The organism is Pseudomonas sp. GW821-FHT05D12, assembly GCF_059419825.1.
This window is the reverse complement of record NZ_JBWKSN010000010.1, coordinates 33,868-51,004: the sequence shown is the minus strand read 5'-3', so window position 1 is coordinate 51,004 and position 17,137 is coordinate 33,868. Positions and strand designations below refer to the sequence as shown.

Genomic DNA, 17,137 nt, shown 5'->3' with positions numbered 1-17,137 from the left:
CGGGCGCCTACAGGGGGTCAGAGCTCCTTGGCGAGGAAGGCGGCGGTGCGGCTTTTCTTGCTTTTCGCGACCTTCTGCGGCGTGCCGCTGGCAACCACCTTGCCGCCCAAATCCCCGGCCCCGGGCCCGATATCAATCACCCAGTCACTCTGGGCCACCACGCGCATTTCATGCTCCACCACGACCACCGTATGCCCCGCGTCCACCAGATGGTTCAACTGGCTGAGCAGGCGGTCGACATCCCGTGGGTGCAAGCCGGTTGTCGGCTCATCCAGCACATATAACGTGGCGCCGCGCGCATTGCGTTGCAGCTCGGTGGCAAGCTTGATGCGCTGCGCTTCACCCCCCGACAGCTCGGTCGCCGGCTGGCCCAGGCGCAGGTAGCCCAGGCCGATATCGCGCAGTACTTGCAATGAGCGCAGTACGCCAGGCTCCTCGGCAAATACCTCTACCGCCTGTTCCACCGTGAGCCCCAGCACCTGGGCGATGCTCAGGCCTTGCCATTCGATCGCCAGGGTCTCGGGGTTGTAGCGCGCGCCGTGGCAGGTCGGGCATGGCGCGTACACGCTGGGCATGAACAGCAATTCAACGCTGACAAAACCCTCGCCTTCGCAGTTCGGGCAACGGCCCTTGGCGACATTGAAAGAGAACTGCCCGGCATCGTAATGGCGTTTCTTCGCCGCCGGAGTGGCCGCGAACAGTTTGCGCACGTGGTCGAACAATCCGGTGTAGGTCGCCAGGTTGGAACGCGGCGTGCGGCCGATGGGTTTCTGATCGACCTGCACCAGGCGGCGGATCTGCTCCAGCCCGGCACTGATGCGCCCGCCGCTGGTTTGCGGTGCATCGTCTTCCAGGCTGGGTTCCTCGTCGGTTTCCACCCGGCTGCCGAGGCCGCCACTCACCAGCTCCAGCAACGCCTGGCTGACCAGGCTGGATTTGCCCGAGCCGGAGATGCCCGTCACCGCCGTGAAGCAGCCCAACGGAAACTCCACCGCCAGGTCCTTGAGGTTATTGCGCGTCACGCCTTCCAGCTGCAACCAGCCGCTGGGCTGGCGTTGCGCTGCGCTCGACGGGCGCCGTGCGGCGAACAGGTAGTCACGGGTCTGCGAGGCCTCGACCTTGGCCAAACCCGCCGGTGGCCCGCTGTACAGCACGTGGCCGCCATGCTCGCCGGCCGCCGGGCCGACGTCGATCAGCCAGTCGGCGCGGCGCATGGTTTCCAGGTCGTGTTCCACCACAAACAGCGAATTGCCCGCCGCCTTCAAGCGATCCAGCGCAGTGAACAGTGCTTCGCCATCCGCCGGGTGCAAGCCCGCCGAGGGCTCGTCCAGCACATAGATCACACCGAACAACTGCGAGCCCAATTGCGTGGCCAGGCGCAGGCGCTGCAACTCGCCGGACGACAACGTCGGCGTGCTGCGCTCCAGGGACAGGTAACCCAGCCCCAAGTCGGTCAACGTGCTCACGCGTTCGAGCAAATCCTGGGCAATACGCTGGGCGGCCAGGCGCTTTTCCACCGACAGCTTCATCGTGTCCTGCCCCGCCGCTACCGGGCGCAGCACTTCGGCCAGTTGGGTCAGCGAACGTTGCGACAATTCACCGATATCCAGCCCGGCAAACTTCACCGACAGCGCGGCCTTGGTCAGGCGCTTGCCCTCGCACAGCGGGCAGGCGCTGCCCTGCATGAACTGTGACACGCGTTTTTTCATCAGCGCGCTTTGGGTGTGGGTGAAAGTGTGCAGGATATAGCGCCGCGCGCCGCTGAACGTGCCCTGGTAACTCGGCTCCAGTTTGCGTTTCAACGCCTCGCGGGTCTGCTGTGGGGTGAAGCCGGCGTACACCGGCACGGTCGGGGTTTCTTCGGTAAAGAGGATCCAGTCGCGCTGCTTTTTCGGCAGGTCGCGCCATGGAATGTCGACGTCATAGCCGAGGGTCACCAGGATGTCGCGCAGGTTCTGGCCCTGCCACGCCAGCGGCCACGACGCCACGGCGCGCTGGCGGATGGTCAACGAAGGGTCCGGCACCATCAGCGCCTCGGTTACCTCGTACACCCGACCCAGGCCATGGCATTGCGGGCACGCGCCCTGCGGCAGATTCGGTGAGAAATCCTCGGCATACAGCATCGCCTGGCCCGCCGGATAGCTGCCGGCGCGCGAGTACAGCATGCGGATCAGGCTCGACAAGGTCGTGACGCTGCCCACCGAGGACCGCGCGCTCGGCGTGCCGCGCTGCTGTTGCAGGGCCACGGCCGGAGGCAGGCCTTCGATGGAGTCCACATCCGGCACGCCGACCTGATCGATCAGGCGCCTCGCATACGGCGCCACCGATTCGAAATAACGCCGCTGGGCCTCGGCATACACCGTGGAAAACGCCAGCGACGACTTGCCCGAGCCGGACACGCCGGTGAACACCACCAAGGCATCGCGCGGGATGTCCACATCGACGTTCTGCAGGTTGTGTTCGCGGGCGCCGCGCACCCGGACGAAGCCTGGTCGCTGGGCAGTGAGGGCGGGGATGTCGCGCTGTGAAGTCATGGTCAACCTTATCGAGCGGTGAGCACGCTGCGCACCCGTTGCGCCAGGGCTTCGGGGCTGTAGGGCTTGCTCAGCAGATGAATGTCGGGGCTCAGCAGGTGATTCCCGGAAAGAATGTCGCGGGTGTGGCCGGAGGTGAACAGCACCGCGATCGGTGGCTCCTGGGCGCGGGCCCAGTTGGCCAGGTCGGTGCTCTTGACCCGGCCGGGCATCACGACATCGGTGAAGATCAGCTCGGGCAACACGCCCGACTGCAGCAGGTGCATCGCCTGGTCGCCGTCTTCGGCGGTGAGCACGGTGTAGCCCGCCTGTTCGAGCAGCTCGACGACCGTCACGCGCACGTCTTCGTTGTCTTCGACCACCAGCACCGTCTCATGCCCGTTGGCCGGCAGCACCGGTTCGGCGTGGGTGTCCTGGCTCTCTTCACCCAGGTTGCGCGGGAAATACATCTGCACCACGGTGCCCTTGCCCTCTTCGCTCCACACGTCGACATGCCCGCCGCTCTGGCGCACGAAACCGAACACCATGCTCAAGCCAAGGCCGGTGCCGTGGCCACTGCGCTTGGTGGTGAAGAACGGTTCGAACACCCGCGCCAGGATCGCCGGCGGCATGCCCACGCCGATATCCGTGACCGCCAGGCGCACATACTCGCCCGGCTTGATGCTTTTACCCACGCACTCGGCAGGGTTGAGAATGATATTTTCGCCGGTGATGCGAATCACGCCCTCGCCCTGCATGGCATCACGGGCATTGATCGCCAGGTTGAGCAGCGCGTTTTCCAACTGGTTGCGGTCGACATTGATGCACCAGGAATCCTGGGGCAATTGCACGTCGATATGGATGGTTTCGCCCAGCGCGCGCTGCAGCAGCTCGCCCAGGCCTGCGTAGATGCGCTGCGGGTTGTACACCGCCGGTGACAGCGGTTGGCGCCGCGCGAAGGCGAGCAGTTGCGAGGACAGCTTGGCGCCCCGCTCCACCGCCGCAATGGCCGCCGTGACGCGGCGCTGTACCTGGGGATTGTCCGGCTCATGACGGGCCAGCAGGTGCAGGTTGCCGGCGATCACTTGCAAAAGGTTGTTGAAGTCGTGGGCGACGCCGCCGGTCAGCCCGCCGATGGCTTCGAGCTTTTGCGCTTGGCGCAGTTGCTCTTCGGCGGCGGAACGCGCCTGCACTTCGGCGGCGACGCGTTGCTCCAGGTTATGCGTGAGTTCCTGGCGCACTCGTTCGGATTTCACGTGCTCGGTGGTTTCGTTCACGATCACCAGGACCCCGGCAGGTTGCTGGTGGTCATCGGCGATGGGGCTGTAGGTCAGGTCCATCCAGACCTCTTCCGGCACGCCGTTACGCAGCAACTCCAACGGAAAATTGCGGTAGGACAAAGTGCCGCCCGCCAGGCACGTATCCAGCACATGCCGGTTGAAATCGGCGACCTCAGGCCAGCCCAGTTCCACCGCCGTGCCCAGCAGGTAGGGATGCCGGCCGCCGGCAAACACCGAATAGCTGTCGTTGTAAATCATGTAGCCCGCCTGCCCCCACAGCATCACCATCGGCATGGGCGAGGCCAGCAGCATCTGCACGCTGCTGCTCAGGCTGCAGGGCCATTTCTCAATCGGCCCAAGCTCGGTCGAAGACCAGTCGAAGGCGCGGATCCGCTGGGCCATTTCACCGCCCCAACCTTCACAACCGTGGGTATTGGATAAAAACTGCATGGTGGGCTCTTGGCGAACGGCTGGGTGAATGGGTGGGGCGCTAGCCGTGATAAAACCTTGGAGCCCGGCAGCCGTGAAACGTTTCATTGCATATAACGTATCCGCAGCGGCGGCGGCAACTCCCCTCAGTGAAAATCCCGACTCCGCACCGTGATCCCCTCCAGCAGCGGCGTCAGGTCGGTCAGGCGCCCGGCAATCAGGTGCCGGACCTCGCCCACCGCTTCCCAGCGCCCGTCCACCTTGAGCAGCCGCGAGCCGACCAGGGCCTGGCGCTGGCGCTCGGCCAGGTCGCGCCAGACCACCACATTGAGGTTGCCGAACTCATCTTCCAGGGTGACGAACGTGACGCCACTGGCGGTGCCAGGACGCTGGCGACCGGTGACCAGCCCGGCGATGCTGACGTTGCGCCCATGCTCCACCGCAAGCAATTCCTGCGAGCTGCGGCAGCGTCGTCTGCGCAGCTCCGCGCGCAGCAGCGCCAAGGGATGCGGGCCGAGAGTCGTGCCGACGGTGGCGTAATCGGCGTGCAGGTCCTCACCCACCGTGGGTGCAGGCAGCTCCACTTGCGCCTCGTCGGGGCTCGGCAAACCGGCGAACAACCCCAACTGTTTATGCACCCCGGCCACGTCCCAGCGCGCCTTGTGCCGGTTGCCGGCCAGGGCGCGCAAGGCCCCGGAATCCGCCAGCAAGGCCTGGGCGCGGGGATCCAGCCCGGCGCGTTCGTCCAGGTCGGCGATGTCACTGAAGGCCCGACGCTGGCGCGCCGCCTCGATGCGCCGCGCATCCTCTTCGCGAAACCCCGAGATCATGCGCAAGCCCAGGCGAATCGCCGGCTGTTCGCCGTCGCTCGGCTCCAGGCTGCAATCCCAGTCACTGGCCTGCACGTCCACCGCACGGACCTGCAGGCGATGGCGTCGCGCGTCCTGCAGGATCTGGTCCGGGCTGTAGAAACCCATTGGCCAGCTGTTGATCAGCGCGCAGGCGAAGGCCGCCGGCTCATGGCATTTGAGCCAGCAACTGGCGTAGGTCAGCAAGGCAAAACTGGCCGCATGGGACTCGGGAAAGCCATAGCTGCCAAAGCCCTTGATCTGCTCGAAAATCTGCGCGGCAAACGCCTCGCTGTAGCCATTCTTGAGCATGCCGGTACGCAGGCGCTGCTGATGCGGTTCCAGGCCGCCGTGGCGCTTCCAGGCGGCCATCGAGCGGCGCAGTTGGTCGGCCTCGCCGGGGCCGTAGTCGGCGGCGACCATGGCAATCTGCATCACCTGCTCCTGGAACAGCGGGATACCCAGGGTGCGTTTGAGCACCGCTTCGAGCTGCGGCGACGGGTAGGTTTCCGGCTCTTCCTTGTTTCGCCGCCGCAGGTACGGATGCACCATGCCGCCCTGGATCGGCCCCGGCCGCACAATCGCGACTTCGATCACCAGGTCGTAAAAGGTCTTTGGCTTGAGCCTTGGCAACATCGACATCTGCGCCCGCGACTCGATCTGGAACACGCCGATGGTGTCGGCCTTGCTGATCATCGCGTAGGTGGCCGGGTCTTCCTTGGGGATCGTCGCCAGGGCCAGGTCACGATTGCGATGACGGCGCAGCAGATCGAAACAGCGGCGGATCGCGCTGAGCATGCCCAGCGCCAGGATATCCACCTTGAGCAGGCCGACGGCGTCGAGGTCGTCCTTGTCCCACTGGATGATGGTGCGCTCGGCCATGGCGGCGTTTTCCACCGGTACCAGGGTGTCCAGCGGGTACTCGGAAATCACGAAGCCACCAGGGTGCTGGGACAAGTGCCGGGGGAAGCCGATCAGTTGCTGCGTGAGGGTGAGCACGCGGCGCAGGATCGGGCTGTGCGGGTCGAAACCACCTTCGCGCAGGCGTTCCAGTGGCGGTGCATCATCGCTCCAGCGCCCGCAGCATTCGGCCAGGGCGTTGATCTGGTCCGGCGGCAAGCCCAGGGCCTTGGCCACATCGCGCACCGCGCCGGCCGCGTGGTAACTGCTAACCACCGCCGTCAGCGCCGCGCGGGTGCGGCCGTAGCGCTGGAACACGTACTGCAGCACTTCTTCGCGGCGTTCGTGTTCGAAGTCGACGTCGATGTCCGGCGGCTCGTTGCGCTCCTTGGACAGGAAACGCTCGAACAGCATGTCGGTCAGGCTCGGGTCGATCTCGGTGATGCCCAGGGCAAAACACACCGCCGAGTTGGCCGCCGAGCCTCGGCCCTGGCACAGGATCGAACGGCTGCGGGCGAAGCGCACGATGTCGTGCACCGTGAGGAAGTAACTTTCGTAGCCCAGGTCGCTGATCAATTGCAGCTCGTGATTGATCTGCTGCAAGGTCTTGGCGTCTACCCCGTGCGGCCAGCGCTGGGCGATGCCTTCTTCGGTCACGCTGCGCAACCAGGACCTGGCGTCATGGCCCTCGGGCACCAGCTCGCGCGGGTAGTGATAGCGCAGCTGGCTCAAGTCAAAAGTGCAGCGGCGCGCGATGTTGAGGGTTTCATCGCGCAGCGCTGGCGGGTACAGCGCGGCCAGGGCATCGAGGCTGCGCAAATGCCGCTCGCCATTGGGATGCAGGCGCGTGCCGGCTTCGGCTACCGGTACGTGATGACGGATCGCGGTCATGGTGTCTTGCAGGGCGCGGCGACCGCGCGCATGCATGTGCACATCGCCGCAGGCCACTGCCGGGATCTGCAGGCTGGCAGCCAGTTGCAGGCGCTGCTCCAGGTGGCGTGCATCGTCCTGGCCGCAGTGCAGGTGCACCGCCAGCCACAGGCGCTCGGCAAAGGTGCGGCGCAGCCATTGGACCGAGGCCTGGGTGTCCTGGTCGTCGGCGACCCACAGCGCCAGCAGGCCGGGCAGCGGTTGTTCGAAGTCTTCCAGCAGCAGTCGGTACTGGCCCTTTTCGGCCCGGCGCCGCGCCAGGGTAATCAGCCGGCACAGGTGCTGGTAGCCGCTGAGGTCCTCCACCAGCAACACCAGTTTCGGGCCGTTCTCGATGCGCATCTCGCTGCCGATGATCAGCGGCAACTCCACCGCCTTGGCCGCCTGCCAGGCGCGCACGATGCCCGACAAGGTGCACTCGTCGGTAATCGCCAGGGCGCTGTAGCCCTCGCGCTTGGCCCGCTCGAACAACTCCAGCGCACTGGAGGCACCGCGCTGGAAGCTGAAGTTGGACAGGCAATGCAGCTCGGCGTAACTCATGCGAACCAGCCTTGCAGCCACAACCCATCGCTTTGTCCCACGGTGCGATAGGCCCAGCCTTGCTGGCCGGCACGGGTCTGGATCAGGTAGTAGTCGCGGCGAATATCGGCGCCATCCCACCAGCCGGACTCGATGCGTTCCGGGCCCATCAGGATGTGCACCGCCTGCTCAGCCAGCAACGTCGGTTCGTTGAGCAGCCAACCGGGGCGTTGCACCTTGCTCAAGGTCGGGCATGCGCGACTGTCAGCCGCGGCTTGCCAGGCGCACTCGGGGCGATGATCGGCGTGAAAACGCAGGCCTTGCACCGCGTCATCCCCCAGGCGCGCACGCAAGCGTTCGCGCAGTTGCTCCCACGGCAAGGTCTGCTGCGGACGGTCATCGAACAGGTCCTGGCGTTGCGGGACGAAGACCGGCAAGTCCTGGGCCACCAGGCGAAAACCGCGCACCGGTGACGTCACTTGCACCTGCTCCAGGCGCCCGCGGGCCAGTTCGAAGAGCATCGCCGGCTCGCGCTCGGCACTCAGCAGGCCGACCTTGATCACACTGTCGGGCGCCTGGGCATGTTCCAGGTGCAGGTCGAAACGCTGCACGCCACTGTCGCGGCCGCAGAGGAAGGCGGACAGGTCGCCGGTCAAGCGGCGCAATGGAAATAGCAAGGCCTGGTGGGATTGCACGTCGAAATTCAACTCGATGCGCACATCGAACTGGTCCGGCGGCTGATAGAACGCCAGCGCCAAGGGCCGCTGCCCGCTCAACGCATCCAGGTGCTTGAGCAGGCTGGCGTCAAAGCGCCGCGCCAGGGTATGCCGGGGCAGCGCCTGCACCTGGGCCAGGCTGCGCAGGCCCATGCGCGACAAGGCAGTGGCCGCCGCAGGGTCGAAGCCGGCGCGGTCGATAGGCAGCGGCGCCAGGGCCTGCATCAACCCCTCATCGTTGACGGCCAGGCCATCGTAGATATTCGCCAGCACCCGCGCCGCCGCCGGGTTGGGCGCAGCGACGATACGGTGGCGAAAACCCAGCTCGGTCAGCTCCGTGCGCAAGCGTGCCTCGAACTGCGCCCACGGCCCGAACAGCCCCAGGCTCGACTCAATCTCGAACAGCAAGGCGCGTGGGTAATACACACTGACCTGGGAGCTGAAGCGGTAGGCCCAGGCGGCGAGGAACTGTTGCCAGCGTTCTATTTCAGCCGGGTCGTATTCGGCGCAGGTGAAGGTCTTGGCCAGCGCATGCGCGGCCGTCAGGGATTGGCCGGGGCGCAGGCCCAAGGCGCGCGCAGCGTCATTGACGGTCTGCAGCACGCGACGCTGCGGCGTGCCGGCCAGCAGCGCCAGCGGTTGATCCGGTTCGGGATACAGGCGCTGCACCCCGTCCAGCGCCAATTGCGGGAAGACAATACACACCCAGCGCATGGCAACCTCAGTGCCCCGCCAGTGCAATCGGTGCCGGGTGGGCCAGGCCGCCCCGGCATTTGAGCACCCGCACCTGCGCCGGCCTGGCTTCGACGACCAGGCGCAAGGCGGCGGGCGAGGCGTTGATTGCTTCACTCAAGGCACGCCAGGCAAATGCCAGGGTCTGCCCGGTTTCCGCCGCCACCTGCAAGCGGCGCAGCGCGCGATCATCGGCCTTGCGCGGCCAGCACAGCACCGCGCCGCAACTGCCGGAGCGCAGGCATTGCTCCACGGCCCACAGGGCATCGCGTTCCTCGGCCTGGATCACCGAGAGCTGACGCAAATCCACTCCGGCGTTCTGCCAGGCATGCGGATACGGCGTGTAGGGCGGCGCCACCAACACAATACGCTCGCCCGCCGCCGACAGCCGCGCCAGGGTCGGCAGCACCAGCTGCAGCTCGCCTACACCTTCCTTGGCCATGAGGATTTCGCTCAAGGCCGACTCCGGCCAGCCGCCCGTCGGCAACACCGCATCCAACGCCGCCAGCCCGGTGGGCTGCACGCTGGCCGGAGGCGCGGCAGGTCGGCCCTTCCAGACACGGCCGCCATTGAACAGCGTATCCAACGCAACCACGGCGCCCATCAGCCTTGCCTCACCAGGCCGCAAAACACCCCTTCGATGGCCAGGTCCTGATCGGGCCCGACCACGATAGGTTGATACGCAGGATTGCGCGGCAGCAAGCGCACATGCTCGCCGTGACGTTCGAAGCGCTTGATGGTGACTTCGCCGTCCAGGCGCGCCACCACAATCTGCCCATTCAACGCCTCGGCACTGCGCCGTACGCCCACAAGGTCACCGTCGAGAATGCCATCCTCGATCATCGAGTCGCCCTGCACCCGCAACAGATAGTCCGGGGTTTTCGCGAAGGTGGCGGGGTCGAGTTGCAGGCGGCTGTGCACGTCGGCATCGGCACCGATGGGCGAGCCCGCGGCGACTCGGCCGAGGACCGGGATGTCCAGCCACTCGGGGCGTGCCGGTTGGTTGAGCAGGCGAATACCACGGGCCTGGTTGGGATTGACCTCGATAAAACCGGCTTCGGTCAGGGCCAGCACGTGTTTACGCGCCACGCTGCGAGAGGCGAAGCCAAACGCCTCGGCGATCTCGGCGAGGCTCGGAGGCTGGCCTTGCTGCGCGATACGGTCGCGGATAAAGGTCAGGATGGCGGTACGGCGGGGAGTGAGAGTCGTCATGGAGTACATTTGTACTCCTGTGGGAATTTTCTGACAATAGCCGCCAGTCTGAAGGTGGGCTTGCCCGCGAAGGCGCCAGACCAGTCACCCTCTGCAGCAACTGACCCACCGCTTTCGCGGGCAAGCCCGCTCCCACAGTTTTGATCGCTGTTCGGGCTTGGGATTCGGGGTGCTGCACCAGCATTTGAGCGGACGGCACAACCCGGCTCCAACCTTGAAATACACCCCAAGTGTGGGAGCGGGCTTGCCCGCGAATGCGCCAGACCAGCCACCCTCTCCAGCGACTGACCCACCGCTTTCGCGAGCAAGCCCGCTCCCACAGTTTTGATCGCTGTTTGGGCTTGGAATTCGGGGTGCTGCACCGGCATTTGAGCTGAAGGCACAACCCAGCTCTAACCTTGGAATACACCCCAAATGTGGGAGCGGGCTTGCTCGCGAATGCGCCAGACCAGCCACCCTCTCCAGCGACTGACCCACCGCTTTCGCGGGCAAGCCCGCTCCCACAGTTTTGATTGCTGTTCGGGCTGGGATTCGGGGTGCTGCACCGGCAGTTGAGCTGGCAGTACAACTGGGTTCCAACCTTGAAATACATCCCAAATTTGGGAGCGGGCTTGCCCGCGAAGGCGCCAGACCAGCCACCCTCTCCAGCAACTGACCCACCGCTTTCGCGAGCAAGCCCGCTCCCACAGTTTTAACCGAGTTCGACAGACAACACCGAACAACTCCAAGGCCGCCATGTTACTGAAGAAGTGGAAAGCTCACCGCCTCACCAGCCCTCTTTCAACATCCGCAACTCCAGGTGCTGCAGTAGCAGGATGGTCTTCCCATCCACAATCTCCCCGGCCTGCACCATCGCCAGCGCCTGTTCGAATCCCAGCTCCAACACTTCGATATCCTCGCCCTCTTCTTCCAGCCCGCCGCCATCCCCCATCCGGTCACCCGGCTGATATTCGCCGATAAAGAAGTGAATCCGCTCAGTCACCGACCCGGGGCTCATGAACGCCGCATAGACCTTCTCCACCTGCCCCACGCGGTAGCCGGTCTCTTCCTCCGCTTCCAGTCGAATGCGCTCCTCGGGGCTGGCATTGTCCAGCAGCCCGGCCGCCGTCTCGATCAAGTAGCCGGGGTAATCGTTGACGAACGTTGGCATGCGGAACTGGCGAATCAGCAGCACCGTGCGCTGTTCGCGGTTGTACAACAGGATCGTCGCGCCATTGCCCCGGTCATACACCTCACGGGTCTGGGCCTGCCAACTGCCATCACGGCGGCGCAGGTCGAAGCTGTATTTCTTCAGGATGTACCAGTTGTCCGAAAGGGTCTCTTCGGCCGTGATGCGAACGGGGCTGTTGTCCATGGTCAGGTCTTTGCTCAAGGGAGTCATCGGGTTCACGCCTGTTTGATGCGAGGCCACGCGGCGGCGACAGCTTCGGCGCTGTCCGCCTTGATCCGGGCGAGATTGCGCGGGTACTCCACGCCGGGATTTTCAGTGAAGCGCGTGGCAGTGAATTGGCCATTGCTGGCGCGCAGGATGTAGCCCGTGTCCTCGCACTGCGCGGAGGCCAGGAAGACCACGCCCGGCGTCACCCACTCCGGCTTGAGTTCGTCTGGCTCCTCGGTGACACCCCACATGCGCGTCTTGGCCACCGGCGAAATTGCGTTGACGCGGATCCCGGCCTCGGCGCCCTCATGGCTCAACGCGTTCATGATCCCCAGTTGCGCCATCTTGCCAGCGCTGTAGGCCACCAGGCCGGTCTGCTCGTACTGCGCGTACATCGCGCGGTCGGACGTGGTGAGGATGATGCGCGGCGCGGCGGATCGCAGCAGGTGTGGCCACGCGTACTTGCACAGCCACAGCGGCGCGTAGAGGTTGATGTCCATGGCGCGCTGCAGGAACGCGGCATCCAGGTCGGCAATGTTCTGGTAACCGACCCAACCGGCATTGTGGATGAGGATATCGAGCTGCCCGAACGCCTCGATGGCCGAGGCGATCAGTTGCCGGCTGCCTTCTTCGGTGGACAGGTCACCCGCGTGACCGATCACCTGCAAGCCTTCGGCCTGCAAGGTCCTGGCCGCCGACTCGACCACCGTGACGTCGTTGCCGGCGCCGACCGGGTCGGCACCAATGTCGCTGATCACCACGCGCGCCCCGCCCAAGGCCAGCGCCCGTGCATAACTGAGCCCCAATCCGCGGGCACCGCCGGTGACAATCGCGGTTTTGCCTGTGAAATCCATGTGCTTGCTCTCCTGTGTAGCCGCCCACCCTAACAACCGGTGCAGGGGTAATTCAATGCTGTAACACTTTGCAAGCAATCGCCGTGGACGGCTGTCGAATTAATTCCTGCCTGCGCGGGCCATCTGGTAAAACCCGTGCTTCACCTTTGTCCTGGAACCTTCATGTCTTCTCGTTTTCTGTCTCGCCTGGGCCTGCGCTGGTTTCCCCTGCTGTGCATGGCGCTGCTGATCGTCGGCCTGCCGGTGGGGTGCGCCGTGCTGCAACACAAGGAGCGCGAGCTGGTGTTTCGCATAGAGCCGGGGACTGCCAGCTGGTACAGCGGTTTGCCCAAGGCAGTGCAGGAGTTCGAACTCAAGCCTGCCAGTTTCAAGTCCGGGCAGAACATCCATGGCTGGTGGTACCCGGCGGCCAAGGCCGACGCGCCGGCGATCCTCTACCTGCACGGCGTACGCTGGAACCTGACAGGGCAGCTGTTTCGCATTGAGCAGTTGCACGCCCTCGGCTACTCGGTTCTGGCCATCGACTATCGCGGGTTTGGCCAAAGCCACGGCGAGCTGCCATCGGAAACCACCGTGTACGAAGACGCCCGCATCGCGTGGGAGCGTTTCCAGGTGCTGCAACCGGACCCGAGCAAACGCCTGATCTACGGACATTCCCTGGGCGGCGCGGTGGCCATCGACCTGGCCGCCGAACTGGGCAAGCAAACGCCGTTGCCGGTGCGCGGGTTGGTAATTGAATCGACCTTCACCTCCCTGGCGGATGTGGCTACGGCGGTGGCGAATACCTCGTTGCCGGTACGCTGGCTGCTGTCACAGAAGTTCGATTCCATCGACAAGATCGCCGCTATCCATATGCCCCTGCTGGTGGTCCACGGGCTGGCCGATCAATACGTGCCGCCGCGTTTCAGCCAGCAGCTATTTGAAGCCGCCCAAGAACCCAAACGGCTGTTGCTGGTGCCCGGCGCCACGCACAACAACAGCATGAGCCTGGCCGGTCGCAATTATGGCCAGGCACTCGATAGCCTGATGCAAGCGAAGATGCCGCCGCAGGTTGTCACCCACTCCACAGCGCGCAACGGCGACTCATAAAAGCGCTTTTCGGCACTGGGTTCGCGCTTGCGTGTCAAGCGCAAACCCTGCCCATACTGGCCCGCGTCGAAAGTTGATCAAATATTAACCGAGGGTTAAATCACCAACCCTGCCGGGCCTTCGCAAAGTTATCCACAGAGATACCCACGGTTTTCGTGGACAACTCTTTTTATTTTTTTACGATTTTTTTGCTCAGTAAACGTTTTCGGGAAATGTACCGGGCAACAAAATCTCGCGATTCACATCGCGTATATCGTTATAGCCGCACAACGCCATCGACACGTCCAGCTCACGCGCAATGATCTGGAGTGCCTTGGTCACGCCCGCCTCGCCCATCGCGCCCAGGCCATACAGGTGCGGGCGACCGATCATGGTGCCCTTGGCGCCCAATGCCATCGCCTTGAGCACGTCCTGGCCGGAGCGAATGCCGCCGTCGAGCCACACTTCGATGCGCTCGCCTACCGCGTCGACAATCGCCGGCAACTGGCTGATGCTCGACGGTGCACCGTCCAGCTGACGGCCACCGTGGTTGCTCACCACCAGTGCATCGGCACCGGAATTCGCCGCCAGGCGCGCGTCCTCTACATCGAGGATGCCCTTGATGATCAGCTTGCCGCCCCAGCACTTCTTGATCCACTCCACATCGTCCCAGCTCAGGCGCGGGTCGAATTGCTGGGCGGTCCACGACGACAACGAACTCATGTCCGCCACACCCTTCACATGCCCGACAATATTGCCGAAGCCGCGCCGCTGGGTGCCGAGCATGCCCATTACCCAGCGCGGTTTGGTCGCCATGTTGAGGATATTCGGCAGGGTCAGCTTGGGCGGCGCCGACAGTCCGTTGATCAAATCCTTGTGGCGTTGGCCGAGGATCTGCAGGTCGAGGGTCAGCACCAGCGCATCCACGCCAGCGGCCTTGGCGCGCTCGATCAATTGCTCGACAAACGCGCGATCACGCATCACATACAGTTGGAACCAGAATGGCTGGCCGACGTGTTCGGCGATATCTTCCAGCGAACAGATGCTCATGGTCGACAAGGTGTAGCGCAGGCCAAACGCGGCGGCGGCGCGAGCGGTGAGAATCTCGCCATCGGCATGCTGCATACCGGCCAGGCCGGTGGGTGCGAGGGCGACCGGCATGGCCATGTCCTGGCCGATCATGCGGGCGCGGATCGAGCGCTCATCGATATTGCGCGCGACCCGCTGGCGGAATTTGATCCGCGCGAAATCGCTTTCATTCGCCCGGTAGGTGCTCTCAGTCCAGGAGCCGGAATCGGCGTAATCGTAGAACATCCGTGGGACACGTTTTTGCGCCAGCTTGCGTAAATCTTCGATGGTTGTGATCAACGACATCTAGGTCACCTCTCCCTGAACTGAACACAGAGAGTAACCGCCCATCGGCTGCGCAACCAGCCATTGCGTTTAGATGGGCAGGAGACTAATCTCGCACAAACCCGCAAAAAAGCGCAAAAACATGCACACCACTCATCAAGCCATTGACCTGCCTTCGTTGCGCAAACAAAAGATCCTGTTGCTGCTCGAGCGCGATGGCAAAGTCACCGCCGCCGACCTGGTAGAGCATTTCGCCGTGTCCCAGGACACCATCCGCCGCGACCTCGGCGAACTCGCGGCTGCTGGCCTTCTGCAACGCGTGCATGGCGGCGCCCTGCCCCGGCCCAAGGACACCGGCAAGGACTTCTTCACCCGGGTCGGCGAGACCAACGACGCCAAGCGTCACCTTGCCCACCGGGCCGCCAACCTGGTGGAAGATGGCCAGATCGTGTTGTTCGATTCCGGCTCCACCACACTGCAGATTGCCCAGTCGTTGCCGCGCTCGATCCGCCTGACCGTAGTCACGCCGTCGCCGATGATCGCCATCGCGCTGGCCGATCATCCCGAAGTGAAGGTGATCCTGGCCGGTGGCCAACTCAACCCAGCGACCTTGTCCACCACGGGCCAGGACGCCGTGCGCTTGATCCAGAGCGTCAAGGCCGACGTGCTGTTCACCGGCGTATGCGCACTGCATCCGCAGGTGGGTATCAGCTCGCTGCATTTTGATGAAGTGGCGGTCAAACAAGCCCTGCTCGACAGCGCCTCGCACGTGGTGGCAGTGACCATGGCCGACAAGCTCGGTGCGGTGGAGCCGTTTGTGGTGGGGCCATGTGAGCGTATCCACACATTGATTACCGAGTGGCACGTGCCGAGCGTCGAAGCGTACCAACGGTTAGGCCTGGAAGTGCTGCAGGTGGAGGTCGAGTAGGTACAGTGAATCCGCCAGCGCATGACCACTGGCGGTGTTATCGAAGATGCACCAGGTGCAAATACCCTCTTCGACAGAGGCTCTCAGCTGCTGCAAATAGGCCCGGAGCCGTTCCGGCCCATATGCGCTGTGATAGATACGTGGCGACCCATGCAGACGCCAATAGCGCACGCCCTGCCAACCGCCCGGTGCCTCACCGGTGTCGATGACCGGGGGATCTGCAGCCACGCGCCCAATGTGCAGGTCCTGCAACAATGCTTCAGCCTCAAGCCAGCTGGCATGACGCGGCTCCAGCACCACCACGCCCGCATAGCGTTGTCGCAGGGCGCGAAAAAACGTCGCGGCGACAGTGGGCTCATAGCGCAGCGAAGGGGGCAGTTGCACTAGCAGGCAGCCCAAGGTTTCACCCAATTGCAGGCATTGCTGAAGAAACTCATCCAGTGCTGTTTCGCAGTGCTGCAAGCGCAGTTCGTGGGTAATGCGCTTGGGTACCTTGACCGAAAAACGAAAGGTGGCTGGCACGGACTGTGCCCAACGCTGGTAAGTCTTGGGCAAGTGAGGACGATAGAACGAACTGTTGATTTCAACTGCCTTCAGGCGCGAGGCATAACGCTGAAGGTGCGTACCTTCCCCCTCAAATGCAGACCATTGTTCACGGGGCAAACTCCAACCGGCGCACCCCACATACAGAGCTGCTGTCAAAACAGCACCTCAGCCGCATCGCGCATGAAAATCTCAATGGTCTTGGGCCCCACTCCGTCAAATTCCCCCAGGCGTTTTTCGAACGCCTGGCGGTCTTTGCTGGCACTGCGCATGTGGGTGATCTTGCCGGCGTATTCGGCGTTGAGCTTGGCGCTGAGGTCGAGAAGGCGCTGCGCGGTGCTCTCGTCATAACGCACGTAATGCGCACGCCCGAGCATCGAGACCAGCTCACGCGATGTGCAGTGCTGCAACTTGCCCGGCGTGTCGCGGCCCTGCTCTTCGACGATCACCTTATAGGCCTGTGCCGCGATGGGCGCCTGGATGCGCTTGCCCATCAGGAAACTGGCGACAAACCATTTGAACAGGCTGGCGTCATCCGCAGGCTTGAGATCAATCCCCAGTTCCGACGCGGAAATTGCCTTGGCCATGTTCAGTGGCCCAGCTTGCGCTCGGCCTTGGCGGCCTGCTCGTTGATCGCATCGGTCTGACGCTCGGTGTCCTTGATCGAGGTCGGCGTGAGCACCTTGTCGACGGTTTCGGTCTTGGGGTTCGGGCGCTCCAGCGTCTCGCCCTTGGCGGCGGTGCCGGCACCTTTCTGCGCCTGTTCGGAGCTGATGGGGTCAGGGGTTTTATCGGCGGTCTTGTGATCGGTCACGGTGTCTCTCCTGGCAGTTGAAGGCGTGCAAGAAAATCGCACGCACCTGTGCAGCAGAGGCCAACGGATTTCGATAGTTCAAGGAATTTGCCAGTCATGCCCGCTGGTGAGAAAAGCGCG

The 17,137-nt window shown here is 64.0% G+C and carries 14 protein-coding genes; 2 read left to right on the top strand and 12 right to left on the bottom strand.

Annotated elements, in window-relative coordinates; translation table 11 throughout:
- Positions 1–17: 17 nt before the first annotated feature.
- From uvrA to AC07SI_RS19325, 8 genes are all read right to left on the bottom strand, one after another.
- The gene (gene uvrA, locus AC07SI_RS19360; protein ID WP_495006299.1) at positions 18–2,534 is read right to left on the bottom strand and encodes an excinuclease ABC subunit UvrA; all 2,517 of its coding nucleotides are present in this window, start codon (positions 2,532–2,534) and stop codon (positions 18–20) included.
- Between the two features lie 8 nt (positions 2,535–2,542).
- A complete protein-coding gene (locus AC07SI_RS19355; RefSeq protein ID WP_495006298.1) occupies positions 2,543–4,243 on the bottom strand; it encodes an ATP-binding protein in 1,701 nt (566 codons plus the stop codon).
- A 125-nt stretch (positions 4,244–4,368) separates the two neighbouring features.
- Positions 4,369–7,461: an error-prone DNA polymerase gene (locus AC07SI_RS19350; protein ID WP_495006297.1), complete on the bottom strand. Its 3,093-nt coding sequence runs from the start codon at positions 7,459–7,461 to the stop codon at positions 4,369–4,371.
- Entirely contained in the window at positions 7,437–8,849 is a 1,413-nt protein-coding gene (locus tag AC07SI_RS19345; RefSeq protein ID WP_065907694.1) for a Y-family DNA polymerase, read from the bottom strand. The genes AC07SI_RS19350 and AC07SI_RS19345 overlap by 25 nt, the downstream gene beginning before the upstream one ends.
- A 7-nt stretch (positions 8,850–8,856) precedes the next feature.
- Positions 8,857–9,471: a translesion DNA synthesis-associated protein ImuA gene (gene imuA, locus AC07SI_RS19340; protein ID WP_495006296.1), complete on the bottom strand. Its 615-nt coding sequence runs from the start codon at positions 9,469–9,471 to the stop codon at positions 8,857–8,859.
- Positions 9,471–10,088: a transcriptional repressor LexA gene (lexA, locus tag AC07SI_RS19335; protein ID WP_213554380.1), complete on the bottom strand. Its 618-nt coding sequence runs from the start codon at positions 10,086–10,088 to the stop codon at positions 9,471–9,473. The genes imuA and lexA overlap by 1 nt, the downstream gene beginning before the upstream one ends.
- Before the next feature lie 757 nt (positions 10,089–10,845).
- A complete protein-coding gene (locus AC07SI_RS19330) occupies positions 10,846–11,433 on the bottom strand; it encodes an NUDIX domain-containing protein (protein WP_120450760.1) in 588 nt (195 codons plus the stop codon).
- Positions 11,434–11,465: 32 nt separating this feature from the next.
- Positions 11,466–12,311 carry an SDR family NAD(P)-dependent oxidoreductase gene (locus AC07SI_RS19325; protein ID WP_495006295.1) on the bottom strand — a complete coding sequence of 282 codons (846 nt, stop codon included), beginning with the start codon at positions 12,309–12,311 and terminating at the stop codon, positions 11,466–11,468.
- Between the two features lie 162 nt (positions 12,312–12,473).
- Between AC07SI_RS19325 and AC07SI_RS19320 the strand changes: the two genes are divergently transcribed.
- Positions 12,474–13,400, top strand: a complete 927-nt coding sequence (locus AC07SI_RS19320; protein WP_065907690.1) for an alpha/beta hydrolase — start codon at positions 12,474–12,476, stop codon at positions 13,398–13,400.
- Positions 13,401–13,592: 192 nt separating this feature from the next.
- Here the strand turns inward: AC07SI_RS19320 and AC07SI_RS19315 are convergent, their stop codons facing one another.
- Complete coding sequence (locus AC07SI_RS19315) at positions 13,593–14,753, bottom strand: alpha-hydroxy acid oxidase (RefSeq protein ID WP_065907689.1); 1,161 nt, start codon at positions 14,751–14,753, stop codon at positions 13,593–13,595.
- A gap of 121 nt (positions 14,754–14,874) precedes the next feature.
- Between AC07SI_RS19315 and AC07SI_RS19310 the strand changes: the two genes are divergently transcribed.
- Positions 14,875–15,660 (top strand): DeoR/GlpR family DNA-binding transcription regulator, encoded by a 786-nt coding sequence (locus AC07SI_RS19310; RefSeq protein ID WP_495006294.1) that lies wholly within the window; start codon positions 14,875–14,877, stop codon positions 15,658–15,660.
- On the opposite strand, the gene AC07SI_RS19305 is transcribed toward AC07SI_RS19310, so the two are convergent.
- From AC07SI_RS19305 to AC07SI_RS19295, 3 genes are read right to left on the bottom strand one after another with little or no spacing between them, the layout of a single operon-like run.
- Entirely contained in the window at positions 15,625–16,362 is a 738-nt protein-coding gene (locus AC07SI_RS19305) for a DUF72 domain-containing protein (protein WP_495006293.1), read from the bottom strand. The two genes, AC07SI_RS19310 and AC07SI_RS19305, sit on opposite strands and share 36 nt — an antisense overlap.
- Entirely contained in the window at positions 16,359–16,790 is a 432-nt protein-coding gene (locus tag AC07SI_RS19300; RefSeq protein WP_495006292.1) for a DNA methylase, read from the bottom strand. The genes AC07SI_RS19305 and AC07SI_RS19300 overlap by 4 nt, the downstream gene beginning before the upstream one ends.
- 2 nt (positions 16,791–16,792) lie before the next feature.
- Positions 16,793–17,017 carry a hypothetical protein gene (locus tag AC07SI_RS19295; protein ID WP_106803553.1) on the bottom strand — a complete coding sequence of 75 codons (225 nt, stop codon included), beginning with the start codon at positions 17,015–17,017 and terminating at the stop codon, positions 16,793–16,795.
- Between the last annotated feature and the right edge of the window lie 120 nt (positions 17,018–17,137).